This window comes from Umezawaea endophytica (assembly GCF_025061645.1).
GTDB lineage: Bacteria > Actinomycetota > Actinomycetes > Mycobacteriales > Pseudonocardiaceae > Umezawaea > Umezawaea endophytica.
Genome location: NZ_JANYMP010000021.1, coordinates 111,743 through 126,578, shown reverse-complemented (window position 1 = coordinate 126,578; position 14,836 = coordinate 111,743). Strand labels below are relative to the sequence as shown.

Genomic DNA, 14,836 nt, shown 5'->3' with positions numbered 1-14,836 from the left:
GGGGAACAAATGCCGAAGAGCCTTCACACCCGGTCACCGTGAGCTGCCGACGCGCGGGGTCCGACCGAAGAGGACGGTCGCGAACGGGTGCCGTGGTCACCTAGTGCGAAGTAGGCAGGCTCAAACCTCATCGGCCGCTTTCCCCGCTCAAGAGGTGAATCCCCGTGCGCCCCGGCTCTGCCCGGTCCTGATCGGACCTACCGTGGAAAAGGTGCGAACCTGGGAATGCGTGGGGAAGTTGGCCGTCCTGTCCGTGCTGGGCGGGCTGGTGCTGGCCGGGATCATGTTCCCCGCGGTGGGCGCGGTGGGCACGATCTCCAACCGCATGACCGAACAGGTGGACAGCATCTCGGCCGAGCTGGTCAACACCGACCCGCCCCTGATGACCACGATCACCGACCGCGACGGCGCGCCGATCGCGTACCTGTACGACCAGTACCGGGTGCTGACGCCCGCGGACAAGATCTCCCAGAACGTCAAGGACGCGCTCGTCGCGGTGGAGGACCGCCGGTTCTACGAGCACGCGGGCGTCGACTGGCTGGGCACCGTGCGGGCCGCGGTGACGAACCAGGCGAGCGGCAGCGTGTCGCAGGGGGCCTCGACGCTGACCCAGCAGTACGTGAAGAACTACCTCGTGCACGTGCTGGGGCGCAACAACAAGGCCGACCAGCAGGCGGCGCAGGAGCAGACCATCGCCCGCAAGATGCGGGAAGCGCGCATCGCCATGCAGTTGGAGCGAGCGTTCACCAAGGACGAGATCCTGGCCCGCTACCTCAACGTCGTGCCGTTCGGCTCGACGATCTACGGGATCGCCGCCGCGTCACAGGCGTACTTCGAGACCACACCGGACAAGCTGACCGTCCCGCAGGCCGCGGTGCTGGCGGGCATGGTGAACAGCCCGTCCGCGCTGGACCCGGAGGCCTACCCGGAGAAGGCCTTCAAGCGCCGCAACGAGGTCATGGACAAGATGGTGGAGACCGGCAAGCTGGACGGCGGCGAGGCCGAGGAGATGAAGAAGCAGCCGATCGTCCTCCAGCAGCCGGTGCGCACGCTCGCCAACGGCTGCGTCGGCGCCGGGCCGGAGTACGGCTTCTTCTGCTCCTACGTCGTGAACCACCTCGTCACCGCCGGGTTCAACCTCGAACAGCTCAAGACCGGCGGGTACACCGTCCAGACCACGCTGGACCGCACGATCACCGGTCAGGCCAAGGCCGCCGCCGAGGCGGAGGTCGCCAAGGACACCGAGGGCGTCGCGAACACGATGGCCGTCGTGCGGCCGGGCAAGGACAAGCACGAGGTCGTCGCGCTCGTCGCGAACCGCGACTACGGCCTGAAGGCCGACCAGCACCAGACCCAGTTCGACCTGCCGAGCGGGGTGGAGAACAAGTTCGGCGCGGGGTCCGTCTACAAGATCTTCACCGCGGCCGCGGCGCTGGAGAAGGGGCTCGGGATCGAGAACGTCATCCCCACGCCCAACTCCCACGTGTCCAAGGTGTTCAAGGGCGGCGCCGGGGGGTGCCCGCCCACCGGCGAGCCCGACACCCGCTGGTACTGCCTGAGCAACAACACCGACCGCTACCCGCCGCAGATGACCCTCCAGGAGGCGCTCGCCACCTCCCCGAACACCGGGTTCGTCATGCTGGAGGAGCAGGTCGGCCTGGACGCCGTGGTGGACATGGCCGGACGGCTGGGGATGCGCGAGACCATGGCCACCTCGATCTCGGGCGTCCGACCCGACCCGACTTCCTCCGAGAGGGAACTCCGCGTCAGCCAGGCCGAGCACTACAAGTCGAACGCCAACGCGTCGTTCACCCTGGGACCGGCCCCGGTCAGCACCCTCGAACTGGCCAACGTCGCCGCGACGATCATGAGCGGCGGCACGTGGTGCCCGCCGTCCCCGGTCGGGAAGGTGGTGGACCGCAACGGGAAGCCCGTCGCGCTCACCACCGCGCCGTGCGAGCAGGTCGTCGCCGAGCCGCTGGCGAACGCGCTCGCGGTGGGCATGAGCAAGGACGACCAGGCCAGCGGCACCTCCGCCGCGGCGGCGCGGCAGGTCGAGTGGAACCGGCCGATGCTCGGCAAGACCGGGACCACCGAGGACTACAAGTCGGCCGCGTTCGTCGGCGCCACCCCGGACTTCGCGGGCGCGGTGCAGACGTTCAACGACGGGCCCGCGCCGCGGGGCATCTGCGTGAGCGGGGCGCCCCGGCTGTGCGACGAGGGCAACATCTACGGCGGCACCATCCCCGCCCGCACCTGGTACGCCACGATGACGCAGGTGCACGCGGGCCTGCCGGTCAAGCCGATGCCGCAGGCGGAGGAGCGCTACGTCAAGGGCGGGCCGGAGATCCGGATCCCCGACGTCGTCGGCCAGGGCGTCGACGGCGCGACCGACGCGCTGAAGAAGGCCGGGTACGAGGTCGCGACGCACACGGTGAACTCCGGGCAGGCCAGGGGGATCGTGGTCAGCCAGACCCCGCGCGGCACCGGGTTCCCCGGCACGCTGGTCACGCTGTCCGTCAGCTCCGGGTACGTGCCGCCACCGCCGACCGCCGAGCCCAGCGAGCCGAGCGAGGTGGCGACGACGGCCCCGCCACCGGCCCAGACCACGCCCACGACCGCCCAGCCCCCTGCGGAGCCGACGTCCTCGGCCGCCCCGCCGGAACTCGCGACGACGGGCTGACGGGAATCGCGCACGGCGGGAGCGGGGGGTCGAATTCCGATTCGGGTTTCCCGGTGGCCACTGTCGGATGAAGCGCGGCGCGATCCCGGATCGGATTTCGAAGCGGTGCGACTCACGCCAGGAGAATTCCCGAACGGGTGAACGGCGGCGGGATAAACATCGATGTCCCGGCATTCGGTCGCGGCGCGGGTCGTTTCGCGGTGGGGACCGGTGAGCCGTCGATCGTCGGAGCGGGCGTCGGAACGGTTTCAGCGGCGCTGGTCGCGGGGCTGGGGGATCGGCGACGGGGCCTCCAGGCACGCTCGGGCGGCCAGCAGCTCCGCGCGCCCCTCCGCGAGCCCGTCGTCGGCGCAGAAGTGCCCGAACGCGCGCCGCACGTGCAGCAGCGCTTTCGCCACGGCGCCGTGCGGGTCGGCGTGGGCCAGCGCGGCGAGCTGGGCCTGCACGGGCTTCGTGGTGCCGACGAAGACCCGCAGCACCCGGTTCACCGCCTCTCCCGGAACCGGTCGCGGACCGGTCGGGTCGTCGAGGTGCCGCAGCGGCGAGACCGCCGCGTCCAGCGCGGCCCCCAGCACCTCGACGGGATTTTCGGTTTTGGTGGCGCACTGCGTGGTTTCACGGTTCATGTGGTCAATATTAGGTGTGTTTCGCGCCGACGCGATTCGTGCGGAATAGTGGAAGTCGACCGGTGGTCACCGCCGGTCAACGAGTCACACAACTCGGTGAAATCGTCGAAGTCGGCGGTAGGAACCTTGTGGTGGGGGTAGTCCGCGCTTAATGTCAGCAGATCGACCACGGCGTAATAAGGAGACGGCGAGGATTTATTCGGCTGGTTCGCGGAATGTTTCACAGGGGAGGTCCGGGATGGGCGACGCGATGTCGACAGGGTGTTCGCTGACCGTTCGCAACGGCGGTGTCGTGGTGCTGAGCGTCGTCGAGGAGGTCGACATGGCCACGGCGGGCGCGGTGCGCAGAGCGCTGCACGACCTCCTGGACGAGCGTCCTGACACGCTGGTGCTCGACCTCCGGCGGGTGGCCTTCTTCGGGTCCAGCGGGATCTCCGCCCTCGTCGGCGCGGCGCACCGGGCCGACCGGCTCGGCGTCCGCCTCGTGGTCGCCACCACCAGGCGCGGGGTGCTCCGCGCGCTGGAGATCACCGGGGCGGCCGACCTGGTGGCCGTGGTCGCCAGCCCGGAGCAGGCGGTGGCGTCGTCCGTCCCGGAACCCCGTGACGGCGCGCGGATCCGCTTCACGCAAGGGGTGGGGTAGATCGCCGTCACCGTGGACGGCGGCCCGGAGGAATCGCCGCCGCTGACCGTCCGGTGCGACTTCCACGCGGGTGCCGTGGTGGTCGCGGCCTCGGGTGAACTCGACCTCGACACCGTTCCGGACCTCGAACGCCACGTCGTCGCGGCCGTCGAGGCCGCCACCGCGTGCACCTCGACCGCCGTCGTCGTGGTGGACCTGACACTGGTGTCCTATGTGGACTCTTCCGGGCTGAACATGCTGGTGCGCTGCCACGAACTCGCCCTGCGGCACGGGCTCGGCCTGCGGGTCGCGGCGTCCGACCGCAGGGTCCTGCGGCCGATCGCGGCCACGAGCCTGGAACGCGTGCTCGACCTCTACCCGACCACCGCCGAAGCGCTGGTCCTACCGACGGCCTGACCGCGTCACCAGCGCCCACGCGGACGCGCCGCCGTCCGGGTCGGGGAGCACGCCCCAGCCGGAGCTCAAGCCGTCGAGCAGCGCGCACGCCCGGCTGGGGCAGGGCAGCGGCGAGCACAGCAGGGCGGGCGCGGAATCCGCCTGGCCGACCTCCACGAGCACCCCTCCCCGGACGAACGACAGCCGCAGCACCCTCGGCCCCTCGGTGTGCGCGTAGGTGTTCGCGACCAATTCGCTCACCACGAGCAGCAGGTCGTCGAGGAGGCCGCCGAACACCGACGGGCGGCAGAACTCGCGGACGGCGCGGCGCACGGCCCGCGCGGTGTCCTGGTCGGCTATCCGCAGTTCCCACGGCGAACGGGACCCCACCGGCCGTCCCTCAGGCAGTCGCACGTCCACGGCGCACCTCCCACGGCAGAAGCCTGCCCCACCGGGCGGGTACCCGCCGTGGACGACACGCGAAAGCCTCGATCGGGTGAGTGCTAGGCCTCGGGCTTCCAGCCGAGCGCCGGACCCAGCTTCTCGGCGATGTCGGTGAGGATCTGCACGTAGTCGTCGTGCTCGAAGGTGAACGGCAGGGCGAACGCGACCTCGTCGACCTCCTGGAACCCGGCGTGCGCGTGGAGGCGTTCGGCGATCTCCTCCGACGTGCCCACCAGGTCGGGGGCGAACAGCATCCGCGCCGGGCCCAGCGGGGAGGCGGTGCGGGGCAGGCGCTTGGCGGCGTACTCCTCGTACCTGGCGCGCTGATCCGATGTCGCGCTGTCGGTCGGGATCACCACGAGCCCCTGCGAGACGCGGGCCCGGTCGCCGTCCGGGTGGTGGGAGCGGAACGCCCGCACGTGCGAGCGCTGGATCTCGGCGAAGTCCTCGGACTCCTCCGCCTTGACCACGCTGCTGGTCAGGAAGTTCATCCCGTTCTCGCCCGCCCACCGCGCCGAGCGCAGGCTGGCGCCGCCGTACCACATGCGGCGCCCCAGACCCTCGGAGTGCGGCTGCACGCGGTGGGAGAACACCTCGAACCCCTCGACACCGCCGAAGTCGGTGGCGGGCTCGCCGCGGACGAGGTCCAGCAGCCGCCGGACGCGCTCGTAGCTGAAGTCCTCGACGTCGGCGGTGTCCGGGTACAGCGCGTGCTTGACCTGCTCGTAGTGCATCGGCGGCCCGACGCTGACGCCGGGGTTGAGCCTGCCGCCGGACAGCACGTCGACCGTCGCGAGGTCCTCGGCCAGCCGCAGCGGGTTCTCCCAGCCGACCGGCGTGACGGCCGTGCCCAGCGCGATGCGCGACGTGCGCTGGGTGGCCGCCGCGAGCACGGCGACGGGGGAGGAGACGCCGTACTGGAGGTGGCGGTGCCGCACCCAGGCGCTGTCGAACCCCAGCCGCTCACCGAGTTCGATGATCTCCAGTGTCGACTCGTGGCCCTTGCGCGGATCGGCCTCGTCGAACAGGCCGATGGTCAGGAAGCCCAGCTTCCGCAGCGGTTCCGAGATGGGTGGCACGGAAGCTCCTTCGTCGTCCGGCGAACGTCGTGATTGTCGCAGGCGGACGGTCGGAGGTCCGGTGACGCGGCGCTCCGCGTCCACTGGTCGGGAACGCCGACGTCGTCAGGGGATCCGCGACCCGACGGCCGGTGTCCCACCGGGGTGGTGGCACCGGCCGGTCGGCGGGGGCGTCAGGTGGCGAGGGTCGCCACCGGCTCCAGGTCGTACGTGCGGGCGTAGCCGTTCTCGATGCCCACGAGCAGGTCCACGACGGTGAAGTAGCGGTCCCAGAACGGGGTCTCGCGCAGCGCGTCGATCAGCAGCCGGTAGGCGTCGTGGTCGTCCGCCTCCCAGACCCAGACGTCGGTGACCCGCGCCGAGTAGAACTCCGTGTCGTAGAAGCGGGAGCGGACGCCGCGGGTGCGGGCCTCGACCACCGGGACGACCTGAGTGGTGAAGGCCTGGACGCGGTCGGCCACGGTCATCGCCAGCCACTCGGGCGTGGTCTTGACCAGGATGAACGCGGTGATCGGCGACTCGGTTCGCTCAGCGGGCATGGGTTGCCTCCGGTGCGGTGAGGATGGCGGGCTTGAGGGTCTGGGCGCACCACTGGGCGAACCCGGTGGCCGGGCCCGCCTGCGTCGAGCGGTCGACGCCCGAGTCCAGGCCCTGGTCCTTGGCGCGCTTCATGTCGACCACGCCCTCGACGAACGCCTCGTCGAGCCCGTGGCCGAGCAGGTCGGACCGCAGCTCGTCGAGCGTCTGGCGCCGGTAGCGGACCGAACGGCCCAGCTCCTCGGTCATGATGCGGGCCAGGTCGTCCGGCGACAGGTCCTGCGGGCCGAGCACCGGGACGCTGCCGACGCCGGTCCAGGAGCGGTCGAGCAGCAGCCCGGCCGCCGTCGCGGCGATGTCGGCGACGGCCACCAGCGGGGCCGGGCGGTCCGCCGCGACGGTGTCGGTGAAGACGCCGTGCTCGCGGATCGAGTCGGCCTCCTCCAGCAGGTTCTCGTAGAAGGACGGGTTGGCCAGCGCCCGGTAGGCGACGCCGGAACCCGCGATGAGGTCGTCCACGGCCAGCGAGGCGGTGACCAGCCCGGCGTGGGCGGCCTGCGGGGTGCCGCGGCCGAGCGCCGAGACGCCGACCACGTGGCCGACGCCGTGGGTGGCGAACGCCTTCGCGGCCGGGCGGGTGAAGCCGCTGAACCCCTCGTCCGGCGTGACCGAGCCGTCCGGCGGCACCAGCCAGAACACGGCGTCGGCCCCGTCGAAGGCGCGCTCGACGGTCGCGGCGTCGCCGTGCGAGCCGGTGACCACCTCGACCTGCCCGCGCACGGCCTCGGGGAGCCGGGCGGGATCGCGGACCACGACGCGCAGCTCCTCTCCGCGTGCGGGCGCGGCCTCGACCAGCAGGGACAGCAGTCGCCCGCCGATGTTCCCGGTGGGAGCGGTGATGACGATCATGGAACCTCGCGGTCTGTGTCGGATCGGTGTGACTCCTCCATCGTGTGGACCCGGCCCGTGTTGCCACAATGGGAACTTCAGCATCAGATCATTGCCTGGAACGGAATAACTTCGATGAGCAGCTCTTCTCCGAGGCTCGACGCCAACCTCGCCGTCGCGCTGGACGCCCTGCTGACCGAGCAGAGCGTCACCCGTGCCGCCGCGCGGCTGCACACGTCCCCCGCCGCGATGAGCCGCGTCCTGGCCAGGCTGCGCCGGGTGCTCCAGGACCCGCTGCTGGTGCGGGCGGGGCAGGAGATGGTGCCCACGCCCCGCGCCGAGGAACTCCGGGACGAGGCCGCCGCGGTGGTGCGCGCGCTGGGGGCGCTGCTCGCCCCGAGCGGGGGGATCGACCCCGCCGCACTGCGGCGCACGTTCACCGTGCAGGCGGCGGACGTGGTCGGCGCGGCGCTGGCACCGGGCCTGCTCGCGCTGGCCAGGCGTCAGGCGCCGGGCGTCTCGCTGCGGGTGCTGGCCGAGGAGTGGGAGGCGGGTCCCGCGCTGCGCGAGGGCCGGGTCGACCTGGAGATCGGCGTCATCGACCACGTCGACCCGGAGACCAGGGTCGAGGAGCTGGTCACGCTGCGGATGGCGGCGGGCGTCCGGGCCGCGCACCCGCTCGCCGGGCGCACCCCGACACCCGCCGACCTGGCCGCGGCCGAGCACGTGGCGGTCAGCCGCCGGGGCCGCTTCACCGGCCCGCTGGACGCGGCACTGGCCGAGCAGGGGCTCAGCAGGCGGGTCGGCGTCGTCCTGTCCGGGCACCTGGCGGCGATGGCGCTGGCCGCGGTGGAGGACGTGGTCTGCCTGGTGCCGACCGCGCTGCCGGGCGAGCCGCCCTCGCCGCTGGGCGACGCGGCGCGCTCGCTGGGACTGAGCCTGCTGGACATCCCGCTGCCGCTGCCCCCGCTGGTGATCGGGATGGCCTGGCACCCGCGCCACACCGCCGACGGGGCCCACCAGTGGCTGCGGGGCGCCGTGCGTCGGGTGCTCCGGCCGTCCGGAGGGGCGGGCACCGGCCAGCCGCCCACCGCTAGGTGAACGGTGCCCGCCGGTGTCGGGACAGCGTGGCGCAGCCCGTCCACGACGGTCGTCCGAGCCGACACCGGCTCCTTGCCCGAATCGTGATCACCAGCAGGAAGCTAGTGAGATCCCCATCAGTTCGGTGAATACCGCCGTCGAGCAGCGAGAGGAGCCGGAAGACCAGGCCACGCGGGGCCCTCTGGCGGGCAGGAGGTCGGTAAACCCTATTCGTCCAGGTGTGAAAGACGTTGACGGGCGCTGGGTTAAGCCCTTAACCACGCCGCCGAATGGGGCAAACGGCCCACGATGACTCACCTGGGCGGCCGACTGGCTGAACCGGTTGACCTCGATCATCCGGCCCACCCCTGTTTCGGCCGGATGGCCTGCGGATGACGGTATCGCGGCGCAGGATGTGCGGTGTCGCCTGTGGACAGGTACCCACCTGCGGCGATCCCGACCACGAGTGCCAGGAGGTTTCCCCTTGACGCAGCCGGACCCGCACCCGATCTACACCTCGCTCGTCGCCAAGCACGGCGACCCCGCCGTTCAGGAGCCGCACGAGCCCGCCGACCGCCGTCCCGAGCACCAGGAGTCGCCGCGGTCGAGATCCGAGAGAGCCGAACGCCGCGCTTAGGCTGGTCCGTTCGCACCATTGACAGCGCATGTGACGCGTAGCACACTCCCTTACGCCTGATGATTGAAACGTTTCATCACGTACCGGGAGTCGTGTGTGGACCTGCCCCAGGAGCAGCCGCTCGTCGTGCTCGACCGCGTCTCGAAGTCCTTCGGCGCGGTCGCGGCCCTGACCGATGTCACCCTCGCCCTAGCCCCCGGCGAGGCGCACGCGCTGCTGGGCGAGAACGGCGCGGGCAAGTCCACCCTCATCAAGACCCTCGCGGGCGTGCACCGCCCCGACAGCGGACGGGTGCTGGTCGACGGCGCGGAGACGCGGTTCTCCGGACCGGCCGACGCCAGGGCCGCCGGGATCGCGGTGATCTACCAGGAGCCGATGCTCTTCGGGGACCTGTCGATCGCGGAGAACGTCTACACCGGCCGCCAGCCCCTCAAGACCGGGCGGCGCATCGACACCAAGGCCATGCACGCGCACACCGCCGCCCTGTTCGACCGGCTCGGCGTGGCGCTCGACCCGGTCCGCCCGGCACGCGGCCTGTCCATCGCCGACCAGCAGGTCGTCGAGATCGCCAAGGCGCTGTCGTTCGACGCGCGGGTGGTCGTGATGGACGAGCCGACCGCCGCGCTGTCGGCCCGCGAGGTCGACCGGCTCTTCGATGTCGTCAAGGTGCTGCGCGCCCAGGGCACCGCCGTGCTGTTCGTGTCCCACCGGCTCGACGAGGTGTTCGCGCTCTGCCAGCGGGCGACCGTGCTGCGCGACGGCAAGCACGTGTGGGACGGGGCCCTGGAGGGCGAGACGCCGGACGGGCTGGTGCGCCGCATGGTCGGCCGCGAGCTGTCCGCGCTGTTCCCCAAGCAGGACACCACGGCGGGCGAGGTGCTGCTCGACGTCCGCAGGCTCACCAGGGAGGGCGTGTTCACCGATGTGTCGTTCCAGGTCCGCGCAGGCGAGATCGTCGGGCTGTCCGGGCTGGTCGGCGCGGGCCGCAGCGAGGTCGCCCGCGCGGTGTTCGGCATCGACTCCGTCGACGCGGGCGAGGTGCGCGTGAACGGCAAGGCGCTCAAGCTCGGCTCGCCGACCGCCGCGATGGCCTCCGGCATCGGCTTCGTCCCCGAGGACCGCCGCCAGCAGGGCCTGGTCGTGGACGCCTCGGTGGAGCGCAACGTCGCACTCGCCTCGCTCGGCCGCCTGTCCCGCTTCGGCCTGCTCTCGCGCGGCGCCGAACGGCGGCTCGCGCAGGACTGGGCGATCAAGCTGAGCATCAAGACCGCGCGCCTCGGCGCGCCCGCCGCCACGCTGTCCGGCGGCAACCAGCAGAAGGTCGTGCTCGCCAAGTGGCTGTCCCGGCGGCCGTCCGTGCTGATCGTCGACGAGCCCACCCGCGGCATCGACGTCGGCACCAAGGCCGAGGTGCACCGGCTGCTGTCCGAACTGGCCGGGGAGGGCGTGGCGGTGCTGATGATCTCCTCGGAGCTGCCCGAGGTGCTAGGCATGGCCGACCGGGTGCTCGTCATGCACGAGGGCAGACTCGTGGACGACATCCCCCGTGCGGACGCGACCGAGGAACGGGTCGCGCTGGCCGCCGCGGGCAGGCCGGGGGTGGTCTCGTGACCACCGTCGCGCCCTCGCGCGCCCGCCGGATCGCCGACCTGGTCGGCCGGGCCCGTGAACTGGGCATCGTCGTGGCGCTCGCGCTGGTGATCATCCCGACCGCCTTCGTCAACCCGCGGTTCGTGGAGGCGCAGGGCATCCGCGACCTGCTGCTCAACGCCTCCGTCGTGGCCGTCCTCGCGGCGGGCCAGACGCTCGTGGTGGTGACCCGCAACGTCGACCTGTCCGTCGGCTCCACGCTGGGGCTCTCGGCGTTCCTGACGGCGCAGACGTTCGCCGACCACCCGGACACCCCGATCGTGCTCGGCCTGCTCGTCGGCGTCGGAGTCGGCCTGGTGTGCGGGGTCGTCAACGGCCTGCTGGTCGCGGTCGGCAGGGTGCCCAGCCTCGTCGTCACGCTCGGCACGCTCTACGTCTTCCGCGGCGTCGACTTCGCGCTGGCGCAGGGCACGCAGATCAACGCGTCCAACCTGCCGGACGAGCTGCTGGACCTGGGCAACGGCAGGCTGTTCGGCGTCCCGGTGCTCGTCCTGATCACCCTCGCGGTGGTCGCGGCCGCCGCGCTGTACCTGCGCTCCTACCGCTCCGGCCGCGACCTCTACGCGATCGGCTCCAACCCGGAGGCCGCCGTGCTGGCGGGCATCCCGGTGCCGCGCCGGGTGTTCACCGCGTTCCTGCTGTCCGGCGCCGTCGCGGGCCTGGCGGGCGCGCTGTGGGTCGCCCGCTACGGCACGGTCGACGCGGCGGCGGGCACCGGCCTGGAACTCCAGGTGGTCGCGGCGGTCGTCGTCGGCGGCGTGGCGATCTTCGGCGGCTCCGGCACGGTCGTCGGCGCGGCGCTGGGCGCGCTGCTGCTCGGCACGATCGCGAGCTGCCTGGTCGTGCTGCGCATCCCGGCGTTCTGGCAGCAGGCCATCAGCGGCGCCCTGCTCATCGGCGCCATCACCGTCGACCGGCTTCTGGCGCTGAGGCTCGCCAGGGAGCTGCGCGGAAGGAGTGACCACGATGCTTGAGCGGTTCGCCCGCTGGGAGACCGCGCTGGTCGCTCTCCTGGTCCTCGTGGCGGTCGTCGGCCAGATCCGCACCGGTGGTGCGTTCCTCGACGGCGGCAACCTGTTCTACCTCGGCCTGGACATCGGCGAGGTCGCGCTGATCGCGCTGCCGCTCACGCTCGTCGTGGTGTCCGGCGAGATCGACCTGTCCGTCGCGTCGGTGCTGGGCCTGTCCAGCGCGGTCATCGGCGAGCTGTGGGACGCGGGCTGGACGCTGGAGGCGATCCTGCCGACGGTGATCGTGCTCGGAGCGGTGTGCGGCGCGGTCAACGGCCTGCTGGTCACCCGGCTCGGCCTGCCGTCGCTGGCCGTCACGATCGGCACCCTGGCGCTGTACCGCGGCCTGGCGCTCGTCGTGCTCGGCGACCGGGCCGTGGCCGACTTCCCCAGCAGCTTCACCGATTTCGGCACCACCCCCGTCCCCGGCACCTGGCTGCCGTGGCCGATCCTGCTGTGCGCGGTGCTCGCCGTCGCGTTCGCGGTCATCCTGCACAGCAGCTCGTTCGGCCGCTCCGTCTACGCGATCGGCTCCAACGAGGAAGGCGCCCGCTTCTCCGGCATCCGGGTCAAGCGGGTCAAGCTCACGCTGTTCGTCCTGACCGGCGCGATGTCCGCGCTGGCCGGGATCGTCTACACGTTCCGCTTCTCCAGTGCCCGCGCCGACAACGGAGTCGGCCTGGAACTCGCGGTCGTCGCCGCCGTCCTCCTCGGCGGCGTCTCCATCTTCGGCGGACGCGGAACGCTGGGCGGTGTGCTCGCCGGAGTGCTCCTGCTCGGCGGGCTGCGCAACGTCCTCATCCTCGACGACGTCTCCACCGAGATCCTCACCGTCGTGACCGGCCTGCTGCTCCTGGTGAGCGTGCTCGCGCCGGCGCTGACGGCCCGCGTTCGAACGTCAAGCACAGGAAGGCGATCACCATGACCCCACGCCCCGCGGTCACCACGCTGGTGCTGCTGCTGTCCGGCGCGGTCGCGCTGGCCGGGTGCAGCGGCACCAGCAAGAACAGCGCCCAGTCCAACGCCCCGGCGGCGGGCAGCACCGGCGCCGCCGACCCGAACGCGAAGATCAAGGAGGGCTTGAAGATCACCTTCCTGCCCAAGGCGGTGAACAACCCGTACTTCACCGTGGCGCAGAAGGGATCGGACGAGGCCGCGTCGGCGATCAAGGCCGAGCTGAAGGCGACCGGCCCGTCGGAGGCCAGCGCCTCCTCCCAGGTCACCTACATCAACACCGCCGCGCAGCAGAAGCAGAACGCGCTCGTGCTGTCGGCCAACGACGCCAACGCCGTCGCGCCCGCGTTGAAGACCGCGCGGTCGCAGGGGGTCAAGGTCGTCACGTTCGACTCCGACGCCGCGCCCGACGCGCGCGACGTGTTCGTCAACCAGGCCACCACGCAGGAGATCGCCACCATCCAGGTGAAGATGATCGCCGACGCGACCGGTGGCCAGGGGGAGATCGCGATCCTGTCGGCGACCCCCAACGCCACCAACCAGAACGCCTGGATCGAGATCATGAAGACCGAGTTGGCCAAGCCCGCCAACGCGGGCCTCAAGCTCGTGGAGACGGCCTACGGCAACGACGACGACCAGACCTCGTTCCAGAAGACGCAGGGCCTGCTCCAGGCGCACCCGAACCTCAAGGGCATCATCTCGCCGACCACCGTCGGTGTCGCCGCCGCGGCCCGCTACCTCAGCTCCTCCGAGTACAAGGGCAAGGTCGCGCTGACCGGTCTGGGCACGCCGAACCAGATGCGCGACTACGTCAAGGACGGCACCGTCAAGTCGTTCGCGCTGTGGGACCCGAGCAAGCTCGGCTACCTGGCCGTCTACGCCGCGGGCGCGCTCGCGTCCGGCCAGATCACCGGCGCCGAGGGCGAGAAGTTCAAGGCGGGCGACCTCGGCGACTACACCCTCGGGGCCAAGGGCGAGCTGGTGCTCGGCCCGCCGACGGAGTTCACCGCGAGCAACATCGACCAGTTCAACTTCTAGCCCTGGGGGCACGATGACGGAGACCACGGACCGGGTGAAGGCCGCCCTGCGCGCACAGCGGATCGAGACGCCGTCGTGGGCGTACGGCAACTCCGGCACCCGGTTCAAGGTGTTCACCCAGCCCGGTGTGCCGCGCACGCCGTTCGAGAAGATCGACGACGCCGCGCAGGTGCACGCCTTCACCGGCGTCGCGCCGACGGTGGCGCTGCACATCCCGTGGGACACCGTCGACGACTACCGGGCCCTGGCCGACCACGCCGCGGAACGCGGCGTGGCGCTGGGGGCCATCAACTCCAACGTGTTCCAGGACGACGACTACAAGCTCGGCAGCGTCACGAACCCCGATCCGCGCGTGCGGCGGAAGGCGACGGACCACCTGCTGGACTGCGTGTCCATCATGGACAAGACGGGGTCGCGCGACCTCAAGCTGTGGTTCTCCGACGGGCTGAACTACCCCGGCCAGGACAACCTGGCCCGGCGGCAGGACCGGCTGGCCGAGGCGCTGCGGGAGGTCTACGACCGGCTGGGCGACGACCAGCGGATGCTGGTGGAGTACAAGCTCTTCGAGCCCGCGTTCTACGCCACCGACATCCCCGACTGGGGCACCGCGTTCGCGCACTGCGTCGAACTCGGCCCCAAGGCGCAGGTGGTGATCGACACCGGTCACCACGCGCCCGGCACGAACATCGAGTTCATCGTGGCGTTCCTGGTGCGGCAGAAGAGGTTGGGGGCGTTCGACTTCAACTCCCGCTTCTACGCCGACGACGACCTGATGGTGGGGGCCGCCGACCCGTTCCAGCTCTTCCGGATCATGCACGAGATCGTCCGGGGCGACGCGCTGAAGCCGGAGGCGGGCATCGCCTTCATGCTCGACCAGTGCCACAACATCGAGGCGAAGATCCCCGCGATCATCCGCTCGGTGCTCAACGTCCAGGAGGCCACGGCGAAAGCGCTGCTGGTCGACGTGGACGCGCTCGAAGCGGCTCAGGACGCCGGTGACGTGCTGGAGTCCAACGAGGTGCTGATGGACGCCTACAACACCGACGTCCGTCCGCTGCTCGCCGAGCTGCGGACCGACATGGGGCTCGACCCCGATCCCGTCCGGGCCTACCGCCGGTCCGGTTACGGCGATCGGATCAGCGCGGACCGCGTTGGCGGCGACCAGGCCGGGTGGGGCGCCTGACCAGATTCT

The 14,836-nt window shown here is 71.4% G+C and carries 15 protein-coding genes; 10 read left to right on the top strand and 5 right to left on the bottom strand.

From position 1 onward, the window contains the following. Positions 1-211 precede the first annotated feature (211 nt). Complete coding sequence (locus NZH93_RS34635; protein WP_259627501.1) at positions 212-2,683, top strand: transglycosylase domain-containing protein; 2,472 nt, start codon at positions 212-214, stop codon at positions 2,681-2,683. Between the two features lie 248 nt (positions 2,684-2,931). On the opposite strand, the gene NZH93_RS34630 is transcribed toward NZH93_RS34635, so the two are convergent. Next, on the bottom strand, positions 2,932-3,309 hold the full coding sequence (locus NZH93_RS34630; RefSeq protein WP_259627500.1) for a hypothetical protein: 378 nt from the start codon (positions 3,307-3,309) through the stop codon (positions 2,932-2,934). A gap of 238 nt (positions 3,310-3,547) precedes the next feature. Between NZH93_RS34630 and NZH93_RS34625 the strand changes: the two genes are divergently transcribed. Continuing rightward, positions 3,548-3,952 carry an STAS domain-containing protein gene (locus NZH93_RS34625; protein ID WP_259627499.1) on the top strand — a complete coding sequence of 135 codons (405 nt, stop codon included), beginning with the start codon at positions 3,548-3,550 and terminating at the stop codon, positions 3,950-3,952. Positions 3,953-3,964: 12 nt separating this feature from the next. Then, positions 3,965-4,348: an STAS domain-containing protein gene (locus NZH93_RS34620; protein ID WP_259627498.1), complete on the top strand. Its 384-nt coding sequence runs from the start codon at positions 3,965-3,967 to the stop codon at positions 4,346-4,348. On the opposite strand, the gene NZH93_RS34615 is transcribed toward NZH93_RS34620, so the two are convergent. The 4 genes from NZH93_RS34615 to NZH93_RS34600 form a co-directional block, all read right to left on the bottom strand. Continuing rightward, complete coding sequence (locus NZH93_RS34615) at positions 4,334-4,741, bottom strand: ATP-binding protein (RefSeq protein WP_259627497.1); 408 nt, start codon at positions 4,739-4,741, stop codon at positions 4,334-4,336. The genes NZH93_RS34620 and NZH93_RS34615 overlap by 15 nt on opposite strands. Before the next feature lie 89 nt (positions 4,742-4,830). Further along, positions 4,831-5,841, bottom strand: a complete 1,011-nt coding sequence (locus NZH93_RS34610) for an LLM class flavin-dependent oxidoreductase (protein WP_259627550.1) — start codon at positions 5,839-5,841, stop codon at positions 4,831-4,833. Positions 5,842-6,023: 182 nt separating this feature from the next. After that, positions 6,024-6,389 carry a darcynin family protein gene (locus NZH93_RS34605; RefSeq protein WP_259627496.1) on the bottom strand — a complete coding sequence of 122 codons (366 nt, stop codon included), beginning with the start codon at positions 6,387-6,389 and terminating at the stop codon, positions 6,024-6,026. Beyond that, a complete protein-coding gene (locus NZH93_RS34600) occupies positions 6,379-7,296 on the bottom strand; it encodes an NAD(P)H-binding protein (RefSeq protein ID WP_259627495.1) in 918 nt (305 codons plus the stop codon). The genes NZH93_RS34605 and NZH93_RS34600 overlap by 11 nt, the downstream gene beginning before the upstream one ends. A 114-nt stretch (positions 7,297-7,410) precedes the next feature. Between NZH93_RS34600 and NZH93_RS34595 the strand changes: the two genes are divergently transcribed. The 7 genes from NZH93_RS34595 to rhaI all read left to right on the top strand — a co-directional run bounded on the left by NZH93_RS34595 (position 7,411) and on the right by rhaI (position 14,827). Continuing rightward, positions 7,411-8,376 carry a LysR family transcriptional regulator gene (locus NZH93_RS34595; RefSeq protein WP_259627494.1) on the top strand — a complete coding sequence of 322 codons (966 nt, stop codon included), beginning with the start codon at positions 7,411-7,413 and terminating at the stop codon, positions 8,374-8,376. Positions 8,377-8,839: 463 nt separating this feature from the next. Then, entirely contained in the window at positions 8,840-8,992 is a 153-nt protein-coding gene (locus tag NZH93_RS34590) for a hypothetical protein (protein ID WP_259627493.1), read from the top strand. Between the two features lie 96 nt (positions 8,993-9,088). Continuing rightward, positions 9,089-10,603 (top strand): sugar ABC transporter ATP-binding protein, encoded by a 1,515-nt coding sequence (locus tag NZH93_RS34585; protein ID WP_259627492.1) that lies wholly within the window; start codon positions 9,089-9,091, stop codon positions 10,601-10,603. Beyond that, positions 10,600-11,616 carry an ABC transporter permease gene (locus NZH93_RS34580; protein ID WP_259627491.1) on the top strand — a complete coding sequence of 339 codons (1,017 nt, stop codon included), beginning with the start codon at positions 10,600-10,602 and terminating at the stop codon, positions 11,614-11,616. The genes NZH93_RS34585 and NZH93_RS34580 overlap by 4 nt, the downstream gene beginning before the upstream one ends. Further along, positions 11,609-12,577: an ABC transporter permease gene (locus NZH93_RS34575; RefSeq protein WP_259627490.1), complete on the top strand. Its 969-nt coding sequence runs from the start codon at positions 11,609-11,611 to the stop codon at positions 12,575-12,577. Before NZH93_RS34580 ends, NZH93_RS34575 begins: the two co-directional genes overlap by 8 nt. Continuing rightward, positions 12,574-13,644: a rhamnose ABC transporter substrate-binding protein gene (rhaS, locus tag NZH93_RS34570; protein ID WP_259627489.1), complete on the top strand. Its 1,071-nt coding sequence runs from the start codon at positions 12,574-12,576 to the stop codon at positions 13,642-13,644. Before NZH93_RS34575 ends, rhaS begins: the two co-directional genes overlap by 4 nt. Positions 13,645-13,657: 13 nt before the next feature. Next, positions 13,658-14,827, top strand: coding sequence for an L-rhamnose isomerase (gene rhaI, locus NZH93_RS34565; RefSeq protein WP_259627488.1), 1,170 nt, complete (start codon positions 13,658-13,660; stop codon positions 14,825-14,827). The last annotated feature ends 9 nt before the right edge of the window (positions 14,828-14,836 follow it).